Here is a 23,675-nt window from a genome sequence, read left to right on the forward strand (position 1 = left end):
ATTGGGCTAGGGACTAGCCTTTGAGCTTGGGTAAACTTGGAGCAGTAGCTTCATTGACCAAGAAGCCGCCACCTCTTAGGTGGATGGTAGTTCACGATGAGTCCAACAGCAAGCATAGGATACAGAAGAGAAGCAACTGCGTAACGAAAGGAGCTCGGTATGTTCCGGAGAGATTATATTGTACGGATGATTGAGGATATGACAGTGATGGTTGCCAAGGTGCTGACCTTGAAGCAGGATAAAAAAACAACGGAGGCTCTGTGGGAGGTAGATGAGCTGCTGATGCGGCATTTCCGGTTGAATTCACGCCTGCTCAATTCGTTGTCCGTAGAGGATATTATTGATATGTTCCGTCTTGGCACAGTGCTGGAGGCGGATAAGCTGCAAGGGGTAGCCCGGCTGCTGAAGGAGGAAGGCGGGATTTACGCGGCCAAAGGAGATCGGGATGCGGCCCTGTTCAGGGCGATGCGTTCCCTGCATTTATTCATTTATGCCGATCTTCATGGCGCGGACCGTGAGCTGCTGAACATGACGGAAGAGATAAATGAGCTGCTGGAGGAAGTGGAGCCGTACCGCCTTCCCGCCAAGACCGAACGCCTCTTGATGGCTTACCACGAATCCCGGGGACATTACGCCAAGGCGGAGAACAGTCTCTACCGGCTCTGGGAGCAGGGGGAGAATGTAGCGGAGGAAGGCAGAGAGCTGTATGAACGGCTGCTGCTGTTAAGTCCGGAGCAGTTAGCCCAGGGCAGCCTTCCTCTGGAGGAAGTGCAGCAGGGCAGGGGAGAATGGAGCAAGCTCACGGTTAATGCTATAATGTAACGATATTCAGGAGACAACGTGCTCTATTTTATAAACCCGAAAGTGAGATGTACCCATTTGGAAGCGTTGAAGGAATTGATCGAGCAAGTGATAACCGGCCGCACTCTGATTACGGCTACACTAAGCCAGCTGCGCAGCAAGGGCGATGCCGCCTACAATAAAGTACAGGTTAAGCCTGTTGAGCTAAAAGGGAAGCTGCATTATCAGTTTGCCTATTACATCGGCCCTAAGGTCGAACACCGCAATATTCCCGCAGAGGATGCCACTGAAGAGATCCTCACCTTGCTGAGGGACACCTTCCGCCAAGGTCTGCTGTGTACGGCCGGTGCTGACTATCAGGTGCTGATCAGCAAGAAATACAAGGTATCGATTCTGACCAAATCAGCCAGCAAGCAGGAAGCGCCGGATCTGGCCCATAACCGCCGGAAGCAGTATGTGCTGGATGAGGGGGAGCCGGTGCCGTTCCTGGTCGAGCTTGGCATTATGAACAGCGAGGGCAAGGTGCTGGCCAAGAAATATGATAAATTCCGCCAGATCAACCGGTTCCTGGAGATGGTTCAGGATGTGCTGGGCGATCTGCCGGCAGGCCGGCCGCTGACGATTGTGGATTTTGGCTGCGGCAAGTCTTATTTGACCTTCGCCCTGTACCATTATCTCGCGGTCCGCGAGCAGCGGGAGCTGAATATTGTCGGCCTTGACCTTAAGGCGGATGTCATTGCGCACTGCGATGCGCTGGCTGCCAGGCTGGGTTATGACCGGCTGAAGTTCCTGGTGGGCGATATCGCCGACTATAATGAGCTGGATCAGGTGGACATGGTGGTCACGCTGCATGCTTGTGATACCGCCACCGATGCTGCACTGGAGAAGGCGGTGCGCTGGGGCGCATCGGTGATCCTCTCGGTGCCCTGCTGCCAGCATGAGCTGTTCGCGCAGGTAGAGAGCGAGGTGCTGAATCCGCTGCTGTCACACGGCATCCTGAAGGAGCGGTTCTCGGCGCTCGCCACCGATGCAATCCGGGCGAAGCTGCTGGACCTGATGGGCTACCGCAGCCAACTGCTGGAATTCATCGATATGGAGCACACCCCGAAGAACATCCTGATCCGCGCCGTCCGCAGCGACAGCGGTGACCGGGCTGCCAAATGGAGCGAATACACCGCATTCCGCGATTTCCTCGGTGCCAAGCCTTACCTAGAACGCGTCTGCTCCGACCTGCTGCCCTCCGGCAGTACGGAAGTTTAATTCATGTGTTGAATAGTTTAGGGTATGACAGACCGGCCGCTTCCTGATGGGGGCGGCTGTTTTTTTGCGGGTTCGGGGCTGTATGTGAAAAACCGAACACAATTTGTGCTGACGCGAAGGTGAGTAGGCAGGATGATGGCTATAGATAGCTTTTGAGAGACAATAGTGTTCCAGAATTGGCGGAGGGCCACTTTGGGTGGAATGAGGTGCACAAGTGCTCTTCATTTGAGCGTGTGAGCAGCGTTTAGTGAGATCAGGTGCATAAGTGCTCTTCATTTGCGTGTGTAAGCTGCGTTTGGTGAGATCAGGTGCATAAGTGCTCTTTATTTGAGCGTGTGAGCAGCGTTTAGTGAAATCAGGTGCATAAGTGCTCCTCATTTGAGCGTGTGAGATGCGTTTGGTGAGATCAGGTGCATAAGTGCTCTTCATTTGCGTGTTCGAGCTTACTTAGAGGGGAGCGGTGGCCTCTTCTGTTTTCCGGTAAATATGGGCAGACTGTTAAGCATCATGAGCAATAGGAGATTTAGGATGCGGGTGAACAGGTATGGACGGCAAAGTGATTGGTTGGTTACTTTGGTTTGCGGGTTGGCGTTATTAGCAGCGGGGACGGCGGCCTGTGTGCTGAGAGGGTTCTTTTTCACCGGGGAGATGTATTTGTTCCTGACGGTGTGGTTTGGCTTGTGCGGAGTCTTGCTGGGATTGGTACTTATCTATATGGCGGCTGGTAGAGGGGCGCAAGTAGAGGAGCAGCCTGAACGTAGAAAGCATATTCGGGAGTTGGCTGGCAGTATAGGTGGAGGGAGGGGGCTGGCTATCTGGGGGTTACTCAGCGCTTGTGTGCTACTCTGTCTCTTGTATGCTATCCAGGCACTGGGCAGTCCCGTATCCGCGCAAGGAACGCTGAATGAAATGCTGCGCTCAGGCTTCTACACTAGCTTTGTGACATTCGCTTTGCTGGCGGCACGAACCCGCCGGGGAGTAACTCTTCTTGCAGCAGTGTGGCATCTGCTTGGAATCACTATCAGTTTGTCTGCCCTTTTGGCGGTCTGCGGAGGTCTGCCGATTCCTTATGCGGTGGCGTATACCCAATCGCAGGGAGTCAGTGCCACTGGTGCCAGGCTGGCCGGGCTGCTTCAGTATCCGAATGCCTTTGGTGCGGTGATGGCCGTGTATTTACTGGAACGGCTGTTTGCAGCCGCTTATAGCTTCGGGTCTGGAGATTCTGGGAAAGCAGCGGATGGGGAGAAGAACGGTGCGTTTGGAGGCGTGGCTGTAGGCGGAGTAGATAAGGGAGGTGCAGGCAGCAGTGCGGTGCGTGCGAGTGTCAGTGGAGCGGGTGAGGTAGGGGCAGAAGGTGTGGGTGTGGGCAATAATGCTGAGCGTATGTGTGTCAGCAGAGCGGGTGAGGCAGGGGCAGAAGGTGTGGGTGCGGGAAATAATGCGGTGCGTATGGGTGACAGTAGAGCGTGTGAGGTAGGTACAGAATGCGCGGGTGTGGACAATAATGCTGAGCGTATGGGTGTCAGGGGAGCGGGTGAGGTAGGTACAGAAGGTACGGGGGCGGGCAATAATGCTGAGCGTGTGTGTGTCAGCAGAGCGGGTGAGGCAGGTGCAGGAGATACGGGTGCGGGCAAAAGTTCGGAGCGAACGGGGGGCAGCAGAGCGCGTGAAGAAGGTGCAGGAGATTCAGGCATCAATTGGAAGCGGACCGGAACCTGGTCCGCTTCGCACTGGCTAAGAGCGGCGCGCCTGCTGCCGCTCTTCCCGTACGCCGCCGCGCTGCTGCTCAGCGAGTCGCGCGGCGCATGGCTGGCTGCGGCTGCCGCCGGTGTCGCAGCCCTTCTCCTGAAGCGGCAACTGTTCGTGCCGCTTCTAATCACCGGCGCCGCCCCCGTTGCCGCGGCGGCGCTGCTCTACCGCCAGCTGGCCCGCTCCGGGCTGGCGGCAGAGCCCCTGCCCGGCCTGCTGCTGCTGGCCGGGCTTTGGGCCGGCGCGTGGCTAGCCGGCCTGTGGCTGCACCGCCGCAGCTGCCGTGCGGCGGGCGGGCACCGCGCCGCCGTGCTGGCGCTGGCGGCGGCGGTCTGGACGGCGGCGGCCAGCGCCGTCCTGCTGCTGGTACGCGCGCGGATCACCGGGCCGTCACCGACGGCCGCCGCGCGCGGGCTGTTCTACCGCGACGCCTGGAAGCTCGCGGCAGAAGCGCCCTGGCTGGGGAGCGGGGGCGAGACCTGGCGGCATACGTACCTGGCCGCTCAGTCCCGCCCCTACGTGGGCAGCCAGGTGCACAGCGGTTACCTCGACATCCTGCTGAACCTCGGGATGGCGGGTCTGGCTGCGGCCATCCTGCTGCTTCTGGCCGCAGGATGGCTGGTATTCAAGGCATCACCAAGGCTGCTTCCGCCTCTGCTGGTGATTATTCTGCATAGCGCAGCCGATTTCGACTGGAGCTATGGGCTGGTCTGGTTGCTGCTGCTCCTGCTGCCCGCTTGGGCAATTGCCGAAGCAAACAGCCGGACCGCTAGGACGGCTGTCCCTACAGTTCTGCATGACTCCCGTTGGCGGCGCAGCAAGCCGGCTGGCCAGCGAAAGAACCGGCTTCGCCGATTATGGAGATACGCAGGCATAACCGTTCTCTGCGGACTGACCCTTTTATGCAGCGGTCTTTCCTTCCAGGCCATGAAGGGGGCCGCCCTATTCAAGCAGGCGGTCAGGGAGAGTGATCCTGCCGTAAGAATTACGCTGCTGCAGCAATCACTGAGCTGGAACCCGAGAGAGCCGCAGACTGCGGTTGCATTATCGCGGCTGCTTCCACAGAAGCAGGGGGTTGATCTGCTCCTGCGAAGCCTGTCATTCTCTCTGGGGGACGTTGCCCTGCACGGGGAGCTTGCGGCAAGTTATCTGCGGGGCAGTGATCCTGGAGAAGCGCTATACTGGGTCCGCCGCAGTCAACAGACGGATCGCTTTAATGCCGACAGAAGGCTTGCTGCTTTAAAAGGAATGCTTGAGATGGGGGAACGCAGCTTGGCAGAGGGAGACAGACGTATAGCGGCGGACAGCGCGGCGGCGGGACTAGAGCTGCTGCGGCAGTACAGCCTGCTGACCGCCAAGGAGCAGGACAGAGGACCGCAGCACAATGACCGCAACTTCACCCTGCTTCCGCAGAGCGAAGGGATTTACTTTCAGTTAACACATTTACAGTCCCAGGCGGCCCTCAGCTCCAGTAATAGATAAGACGCGCCTCATATTGGAACCGGAGCTTGATCTGAGGTGGTGAACATATCAGCATAATGACGTCAGCTTCATCCTAGTACCTCATCAGATTTAAAATAGTGGAGAAGAAGCAATTACCCTTCAAATTACATCTTTTCCAAGCGGGGATTGTTCTTCAGGGGCGTTTGGCTTAGCGTAACGGACTGAGGTGCTCTTATTTGGGAAGAAAGTTGCCAACTGGGCGAGTGACGGACTCCATGGGCCTTATCCTTTACACTTCGGCTCCAAAACGTCTCGTAGGGAGACAATAAGGCCGCCTGAGTCCGATACGCTGCAAAAAGTGGCGTTTTCGTGGGGATAAGGTCTCTCCGGTCCGTTAGATTTCGGGGTAGAGTTTAACAAGCTTATCCACCCTTTTAAACCTGACACTGTACTAGTAGCGCATCAGATTAAAAATAGTGGGTGGGCATGATGAGGCCTGAAGGACTAAAAGAGTGCAGTCCTTGGGCCCAATGTATGCGGAAAACCGAACACAATAGTAGGTGTTATCGCTTTACTGACCCAATCCATAAATTTAATTGACGCTGTACTAGGACTGCCGCCGCCGCCCATCACCCAAGCCACAGTTTCTAGCCATCCCCGGACTAATCTCAGACTTTAACACTCCGTGAGATCAGCCATGAGTACACAATAGGGAGAATAATCATGATTACCAGAGCAGTGATAATCATGCTGATCGACAGCGTAACGGGCATGAAGGCCGCAAGCGCAATTAGCAGACCGCCGCTCACCCACATCCTCCCGGAGAAGCGGTGGGTTCTCCGCCATACGGCAGGGTCATGCAGCGTCCAGGGCGTGCGGATTCCCGTGAAATAATTATCCCTGATCTGCGGCAGGAAATTCCCGATTACAGCCAGCAGCAGTCCCACACTTACAGTAGCCCACTTCGCGGCGGCGAAATGCTCATCCAGCCCGTAGCTCACCGACAGCACAAGGGCGGCATCACATATGACGGCAATGGTGAGACGGCCCATTTTGTAAGCCCCCTGGAACTTATTATAATTCTCTCCCTTGGGATCAATATTACGTATAAACTGCATCGCCAAAGGAAAAATCAATCCCATAAAAGAGAACAAAGCAATAACCGAACCCTTGCTCCAGTAAGTGTTGACCTTGCCGGTAAGACTGAATTGGGCGGGAAGCTGATCCGGCAGCCTGCCGTAATTCACCAGCGCATAGCCCAGTGAGAGGAACCCGAGAATGACAATCAGCGTATCCTGCCACTTCCATGTGAAATTCTTCATCAATGTTCATCCTCCGTATGTTTAATAGCGTGCGGGTTACTTTTTCCTTTTGGGTCCTGAACCCTTTGAGCCAACATCCGCATGTTCTTCGGGTTGGCTGTCCGTACTGCCCTTGCCTGTACCCGTCAATTCCAGGAACCAGCCAAGCACCTCTTCAAGTACCGTGGAGTCCAGCGAATAGACGATGAATTGCCCGTTACGTTCGTCCTGCACCAGCCCCGCGTGCTTTAGCGCATTGAGGTGGTGAGAGATGCTGGGCTTCGTCATATTGAAAAAATCGGCGATTTCCCCGGCCGTCCGGTCCTTTTCACGCAGCAGCCGGAGAATTTGCCTTCGGGTCGGGTCTGCGAGCGCTTTGAACGATTCGTTCACCGCCTATTCCTCCTTTAGATATTTAAGTAATTATCTAAATACATAATATAATCCGTTTCCAGCCTTTGTCAATTGCAGATTTCACTCTTGAATCAAAGGAATCCTTCTGCTTCATTTCCCTCAACTAGAAGTCGTAAGCCTGCATATGCTAGAATAGGCTAGGAGAAGCTGGATACATAGAGCGGTTAAGCAGATGGGTTCTGCCAGCAGAATACCAGGCTATTACGCCATACGGGAGGAGACCTGCAGTGCACTTTATATCTGATGTCATTTCACATTTGTTTGAATGGATTCAGTCTCTGGGCTACTTTGGAATTATGATCGGGCTCATGATTGAAGTCATTCCAAGTGAGATTGTCCTGGCTTTTGGCGGCTATTTGGTCTCACAAGGCGATATTAACTTTTTTGGCGCCGTGCTGTTCGGTACCGTCGGGGGAGTGATCGCCCAGATCTTTGTTTATTGGATTGGCCGTTATGGCGGCAGGCCTGTGCTGGAGAAGTACGGCAAGTACATTTTCATCTCCAAAAAGCATATTGACCACTCTGAAGAATGGTTTCAAAAGTATGGAACCGGTGTGATTTTCACCGCCCGCTTTATCCCGGTTGTCCGCCATGCCATATCGGTCCCGGCCGGTATTTCCCGCATGCCGCTGGGCAAATTCACTTTGCTGACAACCCTTGCAGTCATTCCATGGAGCGCGTTGTTTGTCTATCTGGGGTATACGCTTGGAGACAAGTGGGAGACCATTGATGAGGTCGCAGCCAAGTACACTCATGAGATTCTTCTTGGCGCTATTGCGGTAATTATTCTGTATTTCCTGTTCAAGTGGTACAAATCCAAAAAGAAGGGTAGTGCAGTATGAAGCAGAATGTAGCATCCAAATTTGGCCAAGGCCTGACTCCGCGCCAGTTCGTGGAAGCCATGACGAAGAACCAGCAGGCTTTTGAATCCTGGTACGAGAAGTTCACCTGGGAAGACGAGAGTGACCGAGAATATTTCGAGAGCCTGAATCACCGTGATGATCTGCGTGTGCTGATTCTGGCTGCGGACTGGTGCGGAGATGTGGTCCGCAATGTCCCGGTGGTCTTCCGGATTCTGGAGACTGCGGGTATCAAGACGGAAGTGCTGATTCTCGAAGAGAACCAGGAGCTGATGGACAACTTCCTGACCATGGGCGGCCGTTCCGTTCCCATCGTGATTTTTGCGGATACCGGAGGTTATGTACTGGGGCAGTGGGGACCGCGTCCAGAGCATGTCCAGACCCTGATGAGAGAATTCAAACGGGAGAACCCGGACCGCGAAGCAGCGGACTATGACAGCAAAATTACCGAAGTGCGCAAAGCAATGGGGCAAGCCTACGGAGAAGGAACGGAATCACACGCAGTTATCGCCAAAGAGCTGCGCAGTCTGATTTCCGGATTCTAATGCCGATGCTTAATATTCGTTCTTATAATCTGGGGGCACTCCAGACCAATGCCTATCTTCTGACGGGGGCAGACCCTAAGCGCGGTGTCATCATTGATCCGGGTGCTAATCCTGCGGGTCTGCTCCGCGGCGCTGAGGGAATGGAGATTGAAGCGATTCTGCTGACACATGCCCATTTCGACCATATTGCCGGGCTGGACGAGGTCCGCAAAGCCAAGAAGTGCCCGGTCTATATCCATCCGCTGGAGAGCGAGTGGCTGGGCAGCCCGAAGCTGAACGGCTCCTTGATGTGGCCTGATACCACGCCTCCCGTCAGCACAGATCCGGCAGAATACGATCTGGCGGAAGGCCAAATCCTGAAGCTGCTAGGCCTTTCTTTCCGGGTGCTGCATACGCCGGGACATTCACCGGGAAGCGTCAGCTTCCTGTGCGGGAATGATTTGTTCGCCGGTGATGTCTTGTTCAAAATGGGAGTGGGACGTACCGATCTTCCGGGCGGCAGAGAACGGGATCTGATTGACTCGATCCGCGGCAAGCTCTACCGGCTGGATGAGGAAGTGAGAGTGTTTCCCGGACATGGTCCGCGAACCTCAATCGGCTATGAAAAGCTTCACAACCCTTATGTCCCGATGTAAGAGGACGCCAAAGCCGTTTCCGTTTGCCGTGTAACGACATCTTTTGGCCGGATTTGACACAAACCGGGAAATTAGAGGTAGACAAGCCGGGGCCAGATTGTTACAATATGGTTAATTAAATGTAACATTTACCTCGCGAAGCACGCAGACTGTGGAATAATCCCGGTTTGCGTTCTTTTTTTTGCCTATAGAGATGAATTTATTGGGGGAAGCAGAATGAAGGATAATATGCATTGCCAGTTGGATTACGGGGAATTAGAAGCGAAAGATTCATTGATAGCGGAGCGGAATGAAGTGAATGATCTGGCCGGGAAGAGTGATACTAAGTATACGCTGTTCTGGAGCTTTCCCGGAGGCAAGGGGGCTATTCAGCCATGGAGACGCAGACTGTGGGAGCTGCAGAATAATTCTGACTCGGAATGAACGATAACTATTACATAGACGTATTACAGGTGTGACAGAAGAGATAAGGGGAGGGGCTATGGGCGACACGACGCTGGAGATGATCAGTCAGGCACAGCAGGGTGACGCTGCCGCACTGGCGGTGTTGCTGCGGGAGCATTATCCCTTCCTGTACAAGTATCTGATCAAAGCGACACTTGACCCTTTGCTTGCGGAAGAGATTGCTCAGGACACGATGGTCAGATGCATGGAGAAGATCGGGACTTATAATGGGACCTCGGCATTCTCTTCATGGCTAATTACCATTGGCAGCCGTTTGTATATTGACCGTAAGCGGCGCTGGAGCCGGGAGGCACAGTGGCGGGAAGGGCAGATGCAGGAGCAGGGGAACCGCAGTCTGCGCTGGAGCTTTGAGAGCCGGAATATGGAGTGGAGTGAAGTGCTCGACGCCTTGTCGCGTCTATCCTCTGCGCACAGAATGGCTGTGCTGCTGAAGCATTATTACGGATACAGCTACGATGAGATCGGGGAGATGCTGGAGATCCCTTCCGGAACGGTCAAATCACGGGTAGCTGCCGGACTGGGTCAACTGCGAAAGGAGCTGAATGAGGATGAGGTTTAAGAGTGACGAGGAGCTGCTGGGTAAGCTGTCCGAAGAACTGGATCATCTGGATATGCTGTACGCCGATGTTACTCCGCCCTCCTTGCCGGAGCTGGAGCAGCTAATTGCCGGGGAAGCTGTCCGCCGGAGGAAGCGGCGCCGTAAGGAACTGCTGCTATTCATTCTAGTGGCTCTTGTGCTGGTTACCATAGTGATTTCTGTTCTAAGTACGGCGCCGGTGCTGTATTGGAGTCTGCAGGCAGTGTTCATTCTGAGCGCACTTGGCAGCCTGGGAGCAGCGCGGATCAGACACGGGCGGGAGGAATCATAATCGTGAAGGAGCTGCAGGAGATACCTGTTTGGATTTGGATAATTCTTGCAGTTGTGCTGCTGCTGCAGGGAACCTGGCTGTTCCGTGATGCCAGGGACAGAGGTCAGGGGAGGAAGGCCTGGTTCTGGGGAATCTGGGGACTTACCGGTGCACCGTCACCGGCAGTATGTTATCTGCTGTTTGTAGTTCTTCCAGATAAGCGCAAACGGAAGGCTGGAAGGAGCCGCTGAGACAATAGTCCCTTGCCAGGGAGACAAGGAGGATACCTTTATGAAGGATTTGAATTGGGGATTGATTGGGCCGCTGCTTGCACTGCAGGTAGTGCTGGCAATAATCGGTCTGATTTCATTGAGCAAGACAGAGCAAGTACGCGGACCGAAATGGATGTGGGTTCTGTTCTTGATTTTTGGCAACCTGCTGGGCAGCGTGGCTTACTTCACTCTGGGAAGGAAAGAATTCTGATGCCGCTGCTTATGGTCAAGGATCTTCACAAGAGCTTTAAGGGGCATCCCTCGGTGAACGGCATCAGCTTTGGAATTGAAGCAGGACGCTGTGTCGCGCTGCTCGGACCCAATGGAGCCGGGAAGACTACAACGCTGCGTATGCTTGCCGGTCTTCTGCCGCAGACTGCCGGAACGATCACTTTTGGCGGGGGCTCTCCGGGGACGGATTACCGTCAGTATTTGGGTTATCTCCCCCAAGCCCCGGCTTTTTACAACTGGATGAGCGGTCACGAATACATCTTATTTGCCGCCAGGATGAGCGGCATGAATGCACGGGAGGCTGCGGCGGCATCGGGCGCTGTGCTGGAGCGAGTGGGACTAGGCTCTGCGGCACGGCGACGGATTGGCGGTTATTCCGGGGGGATGAAGCAGCGCCTCGGGCTGGGCCAGGCTCTGGTACACCGACCGCGCCTGCTTTTACTGGATGAGCCTGTCTCCGCGCTTGATCCTATCGGACGCCGGGAAGTCATGGAGCTGCTCAGGGACATCCGGGAGGAGACAACTGTTATTTTCTCCACGCATGTGCTGCATGATGCGGAAGAGATATGCGATGATGTCGTATTGATGAACAAGGGGACTATAGCCGTTCAAGGAACCTTGTCCAGTCTCCGCGCAGAGTACAGTCTGCCGGTAATCCGGCTCACTACAGGGAAAGAAGATTCGGCTATCCGCTGGCTTGAAGCGCTTAGACACAAGGATTTTATTGAAGAGGCGCTAATTTCGGATGGCAAGGCCGTGTTCAACGTCACAGATGTAGAACTCGCCCGCCGGACGCTCTTGCAGGAAGCTGTGGAGCTGGATATTCCGCTGCTGCAATTTGAAGCAGGCTCATCGACACTGGAGGACCTGTTCATGAAGGTGGTGGGAACATGAGGAGACTTTGGGCTCTATATTTGAAGGAGATGCTGGAGAGTGTGCGCAGCTATAAGCTGATTTGGATTCCGGTGGTGTTTATTGTTCTGGGAATTATGCAGCCGCTGGTCAGCTTTTATATGGCGGATATCCTGGCGTTCTCTTCCAATGTCCCGGCTGGATTGATGGAGAATATGGAGAGACCGGCCGCGTCTTCTGTGATGGCTCAGGCCCTGGGCCAGTATGGAACAATTGGGATGCTGATTCTGGTGCTGGGAACGATGAACAGCCTGGCAGGTGAGCGCAGCAGCGGTACCTCTGAACTGTTAATGGCGAAGCCGGTCTCCTCTATATCCGTTGTTGCAGCCAAATGGACCGCGAACTTCACAGTGCTGGTTATTGCCATTGGGCTGGGGGCAGCGGGAGCGGCTTATTATACAGTACAGCTTATGGGGGCTTTATCCTGGCGGGATGTGATTGCAGCGTCCGGACTGTATGCGCTGTGGCTGCTCTGTGCGGTGTCGCTTACGCTGCTCTTCAGTGCCTGGCTGCGCGGGCCTGCTGCTGCCGGTCTATCTCTCCTGCTGGCAGCGGTCATGAGCCTCGTCCATGGCCTGTTGCCGGTTAAGCTGAACTGGATGCCTGCTTCTCTGCCGGGAATGTCTGCCGGTGTGCTTGCAGATGGAGGCACCGGAGTGAGCTTGGCACCGATTGTCTCCGCAGTGCTCCTGATTATTATTTGTATTGCCGGTGCCTCACTGATGGCTGGAAGGAATAAATTGCCAGTTTAGCAAGCTTTGCAATAAGTAAGCGATCTTTCAGGAATTTTCAGAGTGTTTTCTGCGGAAATTCATCCTACCATCATCCTGCTGCTGGACAGCTCTATCTTTTTTTAGTAGACTGTTGAAACAAGCAATTCCATGATAGATTTTGGTCAGGAGGTAGGATGATGCTGCGTTTAGGAGAGAAGATTGTCATTGTCGCAGACGCTTTTGAGCAGAGTCTTCCTATCGGAGACTATGGCTACCTGATTGCTTACGACCGCAATCCTGATAATGCGTTTGATTATGTCATTCGTGTTCCCGAAGCTAACCGGAATTTCTATGTTACGGCAGAGGATATTGAGGCCGAGGAGCAATTGCTGGTAGCAGAAGCCGAGAGAGCCACGCACGAAGCGCTGATAGATTATGCACTGTCAACGTACAACGAGAAGCTGTTCCATCACCTGATGAACGGCGAAGAAGTTGAAGTGGAAGAGATAGAGACTGCATCCCAAGAAGGTTTGTCCCAGGCGGATTTCATCAAACAGGTGAATCTTCGCGCTTGGATTTAAGTAAGAGCCGGCGAATGCCGGCTTTTTTGTTCTTTATACGAACCTATTGCTAACCCTTAACCCCGAAATCCATCGTCCGCTAACTGCCAGTCTGCCGAATATCCTGCCCAAATTACAACAATGCCGCCTTGCAACCCGCCAGTCCGTGCAAATTCTGCACGAAATACAGCCTTCTGGTGAGTTTTAGTCTGTTAACCTGAAGGAATCCTGTATAACGTACAACAATCTGGGTATTCGAGCACCTAAGCAGCATTAATCCTGCAAGACCTGCAACAATCCGCAGTGCCGCCCCCCAGCCTCAGGTATTTTGCAAGCTTACTCTCCATATATCCCCCTTAATCGACAAGCGCATTGAATTGTAAGGCCGTCTACCCTATAATTAAAAACGTTATCCGGGCGCTTTAGCCCTTTAAACAGGAGGGATATCCATTATGAGCATCACCGTCAAAGATGTGCAGCATGTGGCCAAGCTGGCCCGACTGCAATTAAGCCCGGAAGAAGAGGCTACCTTCACCGAACAAATGAATGCTATTTTACAATATGCCGAGAAATTGAATGAGCTGGATACTGAGAATGTAGAGCCGACCACCCATGTGCTGCAAGTCAGCAATGTGATGCGTGACGATGTGGTGAAGGAGAGCCTGACCCAAGAGGAAGCGCTGCTTAACGCACCGGAACATGAAGAGGGACACTTCAAGGTTCCCGCTGTTCTGGAATAACCATACCCTGAGAGGAGGAAGCAAGTTGAGCCTGTTTCAATATCGACTACCTGAAGTACATAACATGCTGCACAGTAAAGAGGTCTCGGTCCGTGAACTGACTGAAGAATCCCTGTCCGTCATTGCGGAACGTGACAGCAAGGTTCATGCTTTTTTGACACTGAATGAAGAGGGGGCCCGCGATCAGGCACGTGCGCTTGATGACAAGCTGGCAACCGGAGCTGCACGTGGTCTGTTATTCGGATTGCCCGCCGGAATCAAGGATAATATTGTGACCCAAGGTCTGCGCACCACCTGTGCCAGCCAGTTCCTTAATAACTTCCAGCCGATTTATGATGCTACCGTAGTTTCCAAGCTGCGTCAGGCCGATGCCGTAACTATAGGTAAGCTGAACATGGACGAGTTCGCCATGGGCGGGTCCAATGAGAATTCCAGCTTCGGCGCTGTGCGCAATCCATGGGATTTGGAGCGTGTTCCAGGCGGTTCGAGCGGCGGTTCGGCAGCAGCGGTTGCGGCAGGAGAGGTATTCTTTACACTTGGTTCCGACACCGGCGGTTCGATCCGCCAGCCGGCTTCCTACTGCGGAGTGGTCGGCCTTAAGCCTACCTATGGCCTGGTCTCCCGTTACGGTCTGGTAGCTTTTGCCTCCTCCCTGGATCAGATCGGTCCAATTACCCGCAGCGTTGAGGATTCTGCATATGTACTGCAGGCGATTGCCGGTTATGATGCCCAGGATTCCACCTCGGCCAAGGTCAGCATACCAGATTATCTGAGTTCACTCACCGGTGATATTTCCGGTCTGCGTATAGCTGTGCCTAAGGAATACATCGGCGAAGGCGTAGATGCTTCGGTCCGTGAATCCGTGCTGTCAGCGCTTAAAGTGCTGGAGGGCCTAGGCGCAGTGTGGGAAGAGGTTTCCCTTCCGCATACGGAATATGCTGTAGCCGCTTATTATCTGCTCTCCTCTTCCGAGGCTTCGTCGAATCTTGCACGTTTTGATGGTGTCCGTTACGGGACGCGTGTGGATGATGGGGGTGGATTGCTGGATCTGTACCATAACTCCCGCAGCCAGGGCTTCGGCCCTGAAGTCAAACGCCGGATCATGCTCGGCACCTATGCGCTAAGCTCCGGATATTACGATGCTTATTATTTGAAGGCGCAGAAGGTGCGCACCTTGATTAAGCAGGATTTTGATGAAGTGTTCAAGAAATATGATGTCGTGATCGGCCCGACTGCGCCAACCACAGCCTTCAAGCTGGGCTCGCAGACCGAAGATCCGCTGACCATGTATCTGAATGATATCCTTACCATTCCTGTCAGTCTGGCCGGTATTCCTGCCATCAGCATCCCTTGCGGGTTCGCGGAAGGTCTGCCTGTCGGCTTGCAGATTATCGGCAAGGAGTTTGATGAGAGTACGGTACTGCGCGTTGCGCATGCCTTTGAACAACATACAAAGCATCACAAGGCCCGCCCGCAAATGTAGCTGCCAGTTTGAAGTAGTTGCCCACAAAACTTTTAAGGGATGAGATTATCTATGTCTAAATATGAAACGGTCATCGGGCTTGAAGTTCATGTGGAGCTTCATACCAAGTCCAAAATCTTCTGCGGCTGCTCCACAGAATTCGGCGCTCCGCCTAATACCCATACCTGTCCGGTCTGTCTCGGCCACCCCGGTGTACTGCCGGTGCTTAACCGCCAGGCGGTAGAGTATGCCATGAAAGCGGCAATGGCTCTGAACTGTACGATCGGCGATGTCAGCAAGTTTGACCGCAAAAACTATTTTTACCCCGATTCCCCGAAGGCCTACCAGATTTCGCAATTTGATCAGCCTATCGGCCTGAACGGCTGGATTGATATTGAAGTGAATGGAGAGACCAAACGGATCGGGATCACCCGTCTTCATCTGGAGGAGGATGCGGGCAAGCTGACTCACGTGGATGGAGGATTTGCTTCACTGGTTGACTTCAACCGGGTAGGCACTCCGCTTATTGAGATTGTCTCGGAGCCTGATCTGCGTTCACCGGAGGAAGCACGTGCTTACCTGGAGAAGATCCGCGCCATTATGCAATACTGCGATGTGTCGGATGTGAAGATGGAAGAAGGCTCGATGCGTTGTGATGCCAACATTAGCCTGCGGCCGGCAGGTCAGGAAGAATTCGGTATCCGTGCGGAGCTGAAGAATATGAACTCCTTCCGCGGGGTTCTGCGCGGGCTGGAGTATGAGCAGTTCCGTCAGGGGGAGATTCTGGATGACGGTGGAATCGTTGTACAGGAGACCCGCCGCTGGGATGAAGCGGGAGGCAAGACCTTGTCCATGCGCGGCAAGGAGGAAGCCCATGATTACCGTTATTTCCCGGACCCGGATCTGATTGTGCTGCATATTGGCGAGGACTGGAAGGAAGCGATCCGCTCCACGATCCCTGAACTGCCGGATGCCCGGCAGGCCCGGTACAGTGAGGAGTTTGGTCTGACTGCCTATGATGCCGGAGTGCTCACCTCCTCCAAGCCGCTTGCGGACTTCTTCGAGGGCAGTCTTGCCTTCACGCAGGATGCTAAGGCTGTCGCCAACTGGATGATGGGCGATCTGCTGGGGTATTTGAACAGCAATAATCTGGAGTTATCCCAGGTGAAGATTACGCCGCAGGGGCTGGGCGAGATGATCGGCCTGATCGCAGGCGGAACCATCAGCAGCAAAATTGCCAAGACCGTATTCAAAGAAATGCTGGAGAGCGGCAAGCTGCCGGCAGTTATCGTTGAAGAAAAGGGTCTGGTGCAGATCAGTGATGAAGGTGCGATCAAGAAAATCGTACAGGAAGTGGTCGCTGCTAATCCGCAATCTGTCGAAGACTACAAGGCCGGCAAGAAACAAGCGATCGGCTTCCTTGTAGGACAGGTCATGAAGGCGAGCAAAGGGAAGGCTAACCCGGGTCTTGTGAACACACTGCTTGCAGAAGTGCTGAACAGCTAGATTGGGTAATAGATTATAGAATCTTGGGCACAGGGCTTGTCGGCAACGGCAGGCCCCTGTGCAGTATATAAGGGGAATGTACGGATGGATACAATAGTGAAGCTGAATCTGCAGGATGAGATCACGCTGGATGAGCTATGGAGCCTTCAGCATAAGGCATACCGCCTGGAGGCGGAGATCATCGGGTTTCGTGACATACCGCCGCTGCTGGAGACGAGGGACATGCTCAGCCGGGTTACAGAGGAGTTCTACGGCTGCTTCGATGAGACGGAGGAGCTGCTCGGCGCTGTTGCAGTCACCCAGGAGTCTCCCGGCAAGCTAACCGTTACCCGGATGATGGTCAGCCCGGACCATTTCCGCCAAGGCGTGGCCGGAAGACTGTTAGAATTTATCTTTGCCCGTTACGCGGAGATGGAGCAGTTTATCGTATCTACGGGGAAGCTGAACCTTCCGGCAGTGACGCTCTATACCAAGCACGGGTTCATTCCTGTCGGGTCCGAAGAGGTGGTTCCTGGAGTAGAGCTGCTGGAATTCCACCGGACAGGCAGGCTGAAATGACAAGTACATCCCAATTTAGAAAGGAGGAGTACCGAGAATGAGTTCCGGCCATCAGAATCATGAGGAGCTTTCCGTGCGGGAAGAAGAGAATGAGGCAGGCTTGCCGCTGTCTGAAGCTGACGTAGAATTGAACCATCCCTACATCCCTCCCCGTCCCAAACGCCGTCCGCGTAAACGTAAATTTATAGCCGGCCTGCTTGCTGCAGTGCTTCCCGGCACGGGACATCTCTATCTCGGGCTGCTCCGCAAAGGGGTTTCTGTCATTTTCCTTATTGTGCTGGATATTGTGGCACTGCTGTATTTCTCATCTATCGGGATGCAAATCAATGTACCGCTGCTGATTTTACTGGGGCTGCTGATTCCGGTGTTATACTTCTATAATGTGTTTGACGCGCTTCAGAACGCAGACCTGATTCTGCGGTTTCCTGTTGAGCATGATCTTGAAGAGCTGGAGACCATCCAGTCCGGTACAACAACCTCAAGACGCCGGGTAAGGATCAGCGAGCCGGGGATTTCCTTTGGCCTCCTGCTGCTTATCGGCGGGGCGATGCTCTTTCTTTTCCAGCAAAAGCCGCCCTGGCTTCGCGTATTCATTGAGACCTCTGCCGGTGCTGCTGTTGCAGTGGTGCTGATAGGCCTCGGCCTTCTTATGGGTATCAGAGAGATGGCAAGGGACTCCATAGCGCGTCAGGACAAGGAGCGGAAGAAGCGGCGGATCGGCAGATATACGGCCTCAGTAACGCTGGCTGCTGTCGGAATCCTGCTTCTCCTGGACTGGCGTGATGGAACAGATTATATGATGCTGCTGCTCAAATGGTGGCCTATCATTCCGGTATTATGGGGAGTAGAGTATCTGCTGATCTATATTCTTTTCCGCCGTCTGAAGCAGAGCGGTACTGCCGGAAGAGCGCGGATGGATCTGCGGGGATTGTTCTCTGCGGTAATACTGGCTGCCTGTGTGTTTATTGTAACCGAGCAGGAGCACTATCTGCATCTGTGGAACAAGGTGAGTCTTAACCTGACCGTGGCGGCAGTCGATTACGGGGAAGCGGAAGGAAGCTCATATCAGAAGGCTCCCCTGATGGTTCCGGTGGAACTGAACACCTCCAAGGTCAATATTGACGCTATTAATGGAGACATTCTCATTCACCGGGCTGCTGTGGAGGATATTGAGATTACGGCAACCGTCTGGGTAGACCAGCTGGACGGGGTGCAGGCGGAAGCCATAGCGGACCAGTCCTTTGTCGAGGTGACGGAAGGTACGACAATCAAGATCACACCCCAGAGTAAGGCGTACGGTGAATCCGGCAAACGCCAGCCGCGGATCAACCTGGATATCTCCCTGCCGGAAGACCGGCGGTTCGACCTGAACGTCCGTACGATGAATGGCGGAATTACCCTGCAGAATGTGGAAGCCATTGCCGACATCTCGCTGGAGACCGGGAACGGGGAGCTGATTCTGCACCGCATTTACGGCAATGTAAAAGGTAAAACCTTAAACGGTGCGGTGCGCACCAGAGATGTCCTGGGCAATGTGGAGCTGGGGACAAGCGGAGGCGATATGGGGGCTTGGGACGTTAGAGGTGCCCTGAAGCTGTCAACGGCGGTCGGCAACATCACGGCATATGACAGCGGGGATGTGCTGGATCTGTCCACGAAGAATGGCAATGTGGAGGTATCCGGAGCAAGATCCAAGCTGCATGCCGAATCCCTGAACGGCCGGATCAGCATCCGCTCCGGGGATTTCGGGGGAGACTGGGATGTGTACAGTGCAGTGGGGGATATTGAACTGTTCCTGCCGCTAACAGGTAATTATACGGTGGAGGGCTCCAGCGGATATGGAGATATCGTAACAGACCTGCCAGGGCTCGTGATTGACAAAAAAGTGCTTTCCGGCCAGATTGGAACCGGTGAGTTCAAGCTGCGTGTAGACGGAAACAGCAATTTAAATGTGAGCAAATATTGAAATAAGGAATTTTTATTATATAATAATGAATATAATGTAATGACTTCATTGACAACGTTGAAAGCAGAGTCATACAATTACATTAGAATTATTATTAAGTTGTATAATCAAAGGCGGTGGCATGGATGGGTAGTGGCGTACAGCATGCATTGGAGCAACTCAAGACAACCGGTGTCCGTATTACGCCTCAGCGTCATGCGATTCTAACGTATCTGATGGAAGCGATGAATCATCCTACAGCAGACGATATTTACCGGGCACTTGAGCCTCAGTTTCCGAGTATGAGTGTGGCAACTGTGTATAACAATCTTAAGATGTTCATGGAAGCAGGTATGGTCCGTGAGCTGACCTACGGTGATAATTCCAGCCGTTTCGACGCCAATGTATCTGATCACTATCATGTTATCTGCCAGGAATGCGGCAAGATTGAGGATTTCAGCTATTCCACTCTTCATGAGGTAGAGCAGCAGGCCGAACGGGCCACAGGCTTCAAGATTCATGGATTGCGTATGGAGCTGTACGGTGTGTGCAAAGGCTGCGGCGAGAAGCAGCACTGAATGGAATAATACTTATAAGCGTGTAGAGTCCGAATGCGGATTCTGCACGCTTTTTTATATGAAGAGAGAATGAAGCTGTTACAAAAATACAAACCTTCCAAGAGATTCGCGCAACCAAGCTCGCCTGCATGGCGTATACTTAACAGAAGTGTTGCCTGCTTTTAAATTCAACGAATGGTTTGGAGGACCTATTTTGGACAGAAGACAGAGACAAAGACGCGTCACAAAGCGTGGAAGTCTTACTCGCCGCTTATTGGGACTTGTCATCATAGCCGCCGCAGCCTTTTGGGTTGTTTATTATGTACTGCCGAACCGCCAGCATCTGGACCCGGACTGGAAGGGGCTGGACAAGCCGATTTTTGTGAAGGGACAGCTTACAGGCTATTCAGCATCGGGTACGGGAGACGGACTGCTGTTACCGCTGCCTTTTTTGCAGGAATATGTAGATCCTTCTATCCGCTATGAAAAAGAGAGCAAATCAGTCATCCTCTCAACGGACAGCAGTCTGTTGTACATGCAGGAGGAATCCAAGGCCGCAGCTTTGAACAATGAACCTCTGCAGCTTCGCCTTGCTCCCGAGGTTAAAGATAAAGTGACCTATCTTCCGGCAGACACACTGGAGAATCTGTACGGCTTCGAGATCGAAGAGGATACGAATACCGGTGCAGTGCTGCTAATGACTGCAGGTGAATCGGTGCCGCTTGGCAAGGTGAAGGGCAAAGAAGGCGGGAAAACGAAAGCCCTGCGCAGTGAGCCTTCGGTGCATGCACCGATTTTGGCGGATATGAATCCTGGGGATGTTGTACGGATCTGGAACACGGACACCAAGGACTGGGTATACGCTCAGCTTGATAATGGTTATTCGGGCTACGCCAAGGCGGATGATATTACCGCAGACGGTACCCGAACTGTAGAGAAAAAGCCCGCAATACCTACACGCGCGGAGCGCAGCTGGAAGGATAAGCCGGTAAACATGTTCTGGGAAGCCGTGTACGAACGCAAGCCGAATCCGGCCAAATTTGCAGCCTTGCCTGGAATTAATGTGGTTAGCCCCACCTGGTTCAGCATTATTGATGTGAAGGGGAATGTGCGCAGCCAGGCGGACCGCTCTTATGTAGATTGGGCGCATAATCAGGGGATGGAGGTATGGGGGCTGCTGAGCAACAGCTTTGAACCCGATTTGACCACTGAAGCCTTATCCACATATGACAATCGGATGAATGCCATTGTGCAGATGCTTAAGTATGCAGACCTGTACAATTTAGACGGGATTAATATCGACTTCGAGAATGTGTACACCAAGGATGGACCGAACGTAACGCAGTTCATGCGGGAACTGAAGCCGATGGCCCAGAGCCGTAATCTGATTGTTTCTATTGATGTTACGCCGAAGTCCAAGAGCGAGATGTGGTCCCTGTTTCTCGACCGTCCGGCGCTTGCCGCCGTGTCCGACTTCCTGGTTGTAATGGCCTACGACGAGCACTGGGCAGCCAGTCCGGTTGCAGGATCAGTAGCCTCTTTACCGTGGGTTAAGACCTCTATGAACCGGATTATCGAGGAGGATAAGGTGCCAGCAGAGAAGTTAATTCTGGGAGTGCCACTCTATACGCGGATCTGGACGGAAGCCACCGAGAAGGGCAAGACCAAAGTAAGCTCCAAGGCCGTCAGTATGAATGCGGTCAAGGAGATCATCGCTGAGAAGAAGCTGACACCGGTATTCGATAAGGAAGCCGGACAGAACTACGTGGAGTATAAGGAAGATGATGTTCTCCGCAAAATCTGGATCGAGGACAGCACCTCGCTCACAGCCCGGGTAGAGCTGGCCCAGTCCTTGAAGCTGGGCGGTGTGGCAGCCTGGAACCGTAGCTTTGCCAGTCCGGAGGCATGGGAAGCATTGAAGGAAATTATAAAATAATCATATAAAAAAGGTGATGTCCTCTGCAGGACACCACCTTTTTTTGCAAGAAAATCTGAATGCTGCATAATAACTAATAATTGCAGTTAACGCTGCATGAACACGATCAATGTTTAAGCTGCTGGAGTTCAAGCTCTTCGGCAGTAATGGTAGCTTGTGCAGGGTCCATGGTGAGGATGGTATGGCAGAACATGCAGCGGTCGGTTTTGCCCAGCATTTTGGTCAGCTTATGGCACTCCGGACATTCCACCTGAACCGCACTGGTTGAGAGCATGCCCGCCCAGAAATAAATAGCCAGACTGGCCATCATGGAGACGAGTCCAATGACAAGACCGACAGCAGCAACGACTTTGCCGGCAGAGCCCCAGAATACAATACCTGCGGTTCCCATGATCATGAGACCCATGCCAAGCATGGTCAGAAGCAGTCCCCAGGTGCGAAAAGCATTGATTTTGGCCGATTTAAATTTCATGAGTACGATCTCCTAACTGAAATATAGTTCGGTTGTTCAGGAGGAACTGGCATGAATATGTAGAATAAGCTTATGTATAGAGATTATAACTGACGGACGCAAAATCGCCAAATTTGATGGAGGGAAGCATGGAACTGTCCAATTTGACCCTATTAAGCGGGGAGACTTTTGAAGAGAATGTTCTTGGAGCCGTTGCTTGGCGGCAAAGAGGAGACGCCACGTTTCAAAGTGCGCTGCTGCACGATTTTGATATGGTGGTCCTTCTGCTGCATGAGGAACAGGAGACGGAACGCATCATAACCCATAGCATTGCTGGTGATAAGCGGACACAATCGGTGCATGTAGGTCTATCTGCATTGGAACGTGCTGTTATGGCCGGAGATAACAACGAGCTTCTTAGCAGCCTGATATCCGGAGAGGTACTCTGGGACCCGAAGGGGATCTTGGCGGAGATGCGTAAGCAGCTCACCCAGTTTGAGGGCCCGCTCAAAGAACGGGTGCTGTTCATGGAATTCTCCCGTTTTTTACATATGTATATTAAGTCCAAGCGTTATATTGAAGCAGGCTGTACCATGGATGCCTATAATTGCGTACTCATTGCCTTGTATCATTGGGCGCGCATTGAAGTGAGTGAAGCGGGGTATTTCCCGGAACCGGCAGTATGGGGACAGGTGAAAAGCCTGAACTCCCCGGTCCATAAGCTATATGAAGAATTGACTATCAGCACAGAGACACTGGACCAGAGAATCGAACTGATCCTGCTTGCCTGTGAATTTGCCCTCATGTCAAAAATGGAGGATTGCTGTATCATGCTGCTTCATATCCTGGGCAGCCGTAAGGAGGCGTGGAGCATTAAGGAGCTTCTGCAGCATTCGGGGCTCAGCCCGCTCCAGGCAGAGTTGCCGCTTGTGCTCCGCAAGCTGGTATCCCGTTCATTAATTCGGGAGATCGCCTCGTGGGCAGTGGATGCCGGGGATGGTCATGCCATTCGTTATACCCTTTAAGTTAACAAATCGCCTACTGGCGGTAACAGCTCTATATAGATAGCATTAGCGGGAGAATGGAGAGGGTGAATATACTCTCTTTTTTTATAGAATTTATATAGTTTGGGGCCCCCGCAAAGTACCTGAGTCATCATCGAAGCTAAAGCCTCGCTTTGTGGGGTTATTTTATTTGTCCAGTGCAGAAGAGCTGAAAGGGAATTGAATATTTAGGGTTGACTAGGGTGCAGTTCTTATGATAAATTATAACTCGTCCCTCTGACATAACGATGCGCAGCAATGCAGTCGTAATTCAGCCGAAAAAAGAAATTAAAAAAAAGGTTGACTAAAACGAGGGCGCTGTGATATATTATAAAGGTCGCTGCTGAGACAAAAAACGGCGACAAAAGATGAACTTGATCTTTGAAAACTGAACAACGAGTGAGTATCTGGAGATCACTTCGGTGAGATCCAAAAATGAGAATGTAAATTCTCGTCAGATGTTTCAAA

Annotated in this window: 25 protein-coding genes; 22 read left to right on the plus strand and 3 right to left on the minus strand. The window is 53.0% G+C overall.

Annotated features, from left to right (window positions below; genetic code table 11):
- Positions 1 to 159 precede the first annotated feature (159 nt).
- The 3 genes from J2Z70_RS32700 to J2Z70_RS32710 all read left to right on the plus strand — a co-directional run bounded on the left by J2Z70_RS32700 (position 160) and on the right by J2Z70_RS32710 (position 5,292).
- A complete protein-coding gene (locus J2Z70_RS32700) occupies positions 160 to 822 on the plus strand; it encodes a DUF6483 family protein (RefSeq protein WP_209879956.1) in 663 nt (220 codons plus the stop codon).
- A 57-nt stretch (positions 823 to 879) separates the two neighbouring features.
- Positions 880 to 2,061, plus strand: coding sequence for a class I SAM-dependent methyltransferase (locus J2Z70_RS32705; protein ID WP_209879958.1), 1,182 nt, complete (start codon positions 880 to 882; stop codon positions 2,059 to 2,061).
- A gap of 585 nt (positions 2,062 to 2,646) precedes the next feature.
- Positions 2,647 to 5,292: an O-antigen ligase family protein gene (locus J2Z70_RS32710; protein ID WP_245368721.1), complete on the plus strand. Its 2,646-nt coding sequence runs from the start codon at positions 2,647 to 2,649 to the stop codon at positions 5,290 to 5,292.
- Between the two features lie 629 nt (positions 5,293 to 5,921).
- Here J2Z70_RS32710 and J2Z70_RS32715 read toward each other — a convergent pair.
- A complete protein-coding gene (locus J2Z70_RS32715; RefSeq protein WP_209879961.1) occupies positions 5,922 to 6,575 on the minus strand; it encodes an SdpI family protein in 654 nt (217 codons plus the stop codon).
- Positions 6,576 to 6,611: 36 nt separating this feature from the next.
- Complete coding sequence (locus J2Z70_RS32720) at positions 6,612 to 6,947, minus strand: autorepressor SdpR family transcription factor (protein ID WP_209879964.1); 336 nt, start codon at positions 6,945 to 6,947, stop codon at positions 6,612 to 6,614.
- Positions 6,948 to 7,195: 248 nt separating this feature from the next.
- Between J2Z70_RS32720 and uptA the strand changes: the two genes are divergently transcribed.
- The 18 genes from uptA to J2Z70_RS32810 all read left to right on the plus strand — a co-directional run bounded on the left by uptA (position 7,196) and on the right by J2Z70_RS32810 (position 21,713).
- Positions 7,196 to 7,810, plus strand: coding sequence for an undecaprenyl phosphate transporter UptA (uptA, locus tag J2Z70_RS32725; protein ID WP_036726220.1), 615 nt, complete (start codon positions 7,196 to 7,198; stop codon positions 7,808 to 7,810).
- Positions 7,807 to 8,373: a thioredoxin family protein gene (locus J2Z70_RS32730; RefSeq protein WP_209879985.1), complete on the plus strand. Its 567-nt coding sequence runs from the start codon at positions 7,807 to 7,809 to the stop codon at positions 8,371 to 8,373. The genes uptA and J2Z70_RS32730 overlap by 4 nt, the downstream gene beginning before the upstream one ends.
- A 5-nt stretch (positions 8,374 to 8,378) precedes the next feature.
- Positions 8,379 to 9,008 carry an MBL fold metallo-hydrolase gene (locus tag J2Z70_RS32735; protein ID WP_036726226.1) on the plus strand — a complete coding sequence of 210 codons (630 nt, stop codon included), beginning with the start codon at positions 8,379 to 8,381 and terminating at the stop codon, positions 9,006 to 9,008.
- A gap of 216 nt (positions 9,009 to 9,224) precedes the next feature.
- Positions 9,225 to 9,431 (plus strand): hypothetical protein, encoded by a 207-nt coding sequence (locus J2Z70_RS32740; protein WP_036726218.1) that lies wholly within the window; start codon positions 9,225 to 9,227, stop codon positions 9,429 to 9,431.
- A 58-nt stretch (positions 9,432 to 9,489) separates the two neighbouring features.
- Positions 9,490 to 10,032 carry an RNA polymerase sigma factor SigY gene (gene sigY / locus J2Z70_RS32745; RefSeq protein WP_209880030.1) on the plus strand — a complete coding sequence of 181 codons (543 nt, stop codon included), beginning with the start codon at positions 9,490 to 9,492 and terminating at the stop codon, positions 10,030 to 10,032.
- Positions 10,022 to 10,342, plus strand: coding sequence for a YxlC family protein (locus J2Z70_RS32750; RefSeq protein ID WP_209879987.1), 321 nt, complete (start codon positions 10,022 to 10,024; stop codon positions 10,340 to 10,342). Before sigY ends, J2Z70_RS32750 begins: the two co-directional genes overlap by 11 nt.
- 2 nt (positions 10,343 to 10,344) lie before the next feature.
- Positions 10,345 to 10,572, plus strand: a complete 228-nt coding sequence (locus J2Z70_RS32755) for a hypothetical protein (protein WP_209879990.1) — start codon at positions 10,345 to 10,347, stop codon at positions 10,570 to 10,572.
- Positions 10,573 to 10,612: 40 nt separating this feature from the next.
- Positions 10,613 to 10,804, plus strand: coding sequence for a PLD nuclease N-terminal domain-containing protein (locus tag J2Z70_RS32760; RefSeq protein WP_036726214.1), 192 nt, complete (start codon positions 10,613 to 10,615; stop codon positions 10,802 to 10,804).
- An 11-nt stretch (positions 10,805 to 10,815) separates the two neighbouring features.
- A complete protein-coding gene (locus J2Z70_RS32765; RefSeq protein ID WP_245368722.1) occupies positions 10,816 to 11,718 on the plus strand; it encodes an ABC transporter ATP-binding protein in 903 nt (300 codons plus the stop codon).
- On the plus strand, positions 11,715 to 12,488 hold the full coding sequence (locus tag J2Z70_RS32770; RefSeq protein WP_209879996.1) for an ABC transporter permease subunit: 774 nt from the start codon (positions 11,715 to 11,717) through the stop codon (positions 12,486 to 12,488). The genes J2Z70_RS32765 and J2Z70_RS32770 overlap by 4 nt, the downstream gene beginning before the upstream one ends.
- 158 nt (positions 12,489 to 12,646) lie before the next feature.
- Positions 12,647 to 13,030: an ATPase gene (locus tag J2Z70_RS32775; RefSeq protein WP_209879999.1), complete on the plus strand. Its 384-nt coding sequence runs from the start codon at positions 12,647 to 12,649 to the stop codon at positions 13,028 to 13,030.
- Positions 13,031 to 13,461: 431 nt separating this feature from the next.
- The gene (gene gatC, locus J2Z70_RS32780) at positions 13,462 to 13,749 is read left to right on the plus strand and encodes an Asp-tRNA(Asn)/Glu-tRNA(Gln) amidotransferase subunit GatC (RefSeq protein WP_076080520.1); all 288 of its coding nucleotides are present in this window, start codon (positions 13,462 to 13,464) and stop codon (positions 13,747 to 13,749) included.
- Between the two features lie 25 nt (positions 13,750 to 13,774).
- Positions 13,775 to 15,232, plus strand: coding sequence for an Asp-tRNA(Asn)/Glu-tRNA(Gln) amidotransferase subunit GatA (gatA, locus tag J2Z70_RS32785; protein ID WP_209880002.1), 1,458 nt, complete (start codon positions 13,775 to 13,777; stop codon positions 15,230 to 15,232).
- Positions 15,233 to 15,271: 39 nt separating this feature from the next.
- Positions 15,272 to 16,717: an Asp-tRNA(Asn)/Glu-tRNA(Gln) amidotransferase subunit GatB gene (gene gatB, locus J2Z70_RS32790; RefSeq protein WP_209880005.1), complete on the plus strand. Its 1,446-nt coding sequence runs from the start codon at positions 15,272 to 15,274 to the stop codon at positions 16,715 to 16,717.
- Positions 16,718 to 16,801: 84 nt separating this feature from the next.
- Positions 16,802 to 17,275, plus strand: coding sequence for a GNAT family N-acetyltransferase (locus J2Z70_RS32795; RefSeq protein ID WP_036726204.1), 474 nt, complete (start codon positions 16,802 to 16,804; stop codon positions 17,273 to 17,275).
- Positions 17,276 to 17,312: 37 nt separating this feature from the next.
- Positions 17,313 to 19,241 carry a DUF4097 family beta strand repeat-containing protein gene (locus J2Z70_RS32800; RefSeq protein ID WP_245368723.1) on the plus strand — a complete coding sequence of 643 codons (1,929 nt, stop codon included), beginning with the start codon at positions 17,313 to 17,315 and terminating at the stop codon, positions 19,239 to 19,241.
- 125 nt (positions 19,242 to 19,366) lie between these two features.
- A complete protein-coding gene (gene perR / locus J2Z70_RS32805; RefSeq protein ID WP_209880018.1) occupies positions 19,367 to 19,798 on the plus strand; it encodes a peroxide-responsive transcriptional repressor PerR in 432 nt (143 codons plus the stop codon).
- Between the two features lie 193 nt (positions 19,799 to 19,991).
- Positions 19,992 to 21,713 carry a glycosyl hydrolase family 18 protein gene (locus tag J2Z70_RS32810; RefSeq protein WP_209880021.1) on the plus strand — a complete coding sequence of 574 codons (1,722 nt, stop codon included), beginning with the start codon at positions 19,992 to 19,994 and terminating at the stop codon, positions 21,711 to 21,713.
- Between the two features lie 106 nt (positions 21,714 to 21,819).
- On the opposite strand, the gene J2Z70_RS32815 is transcribed toward J2Z70_RS32810, so the two are convergent.
- Positions 21,820 to 22,185 (minus strand): DUF2614 family zinc ribbon-containing protein, encoded by a 366-nt coding sequence (locus J2Z70_RS32815; RefSeq protein ID WP_036726202.1) that lies wholly within the window; start codon positions 22,183 to 22,185, stop codon positions 21,820 to 21,822.
- A 128-nt stretch (positions 22,186 to 22,313) separates the two neighbouring features.
- Between J2Z70_RS32815 and J2Z70_RS32820 the strand changes: the two genes are divergently transcribed.
- On the plus strand, positions 22,314 to 23,189 hold the full coding sequence (locus J2Z70_RS32820; RefSeq protein WP_209880024.1) for a nucleotidyltransferase-like protein: 876 nt from the start codon (positions 22,314 to 22,316) through the stop codon (positions 23,187 to 23,189).
- The last annotated feature ends 486 nt before the right edge of the window (positions 23,190 to 23,675 follow it).

The sequence above is a fragment of the Paenibacillus silagei genome (assembly GCF_017874735.1).
Taxonomy (GTDB): domain Bacteria; phylum Bacillota; class Bacilli; order Paenibacillales; family Paenibacillaceae; genus Paenibacillus_AQ; species Paenibacillus_AQ silagei.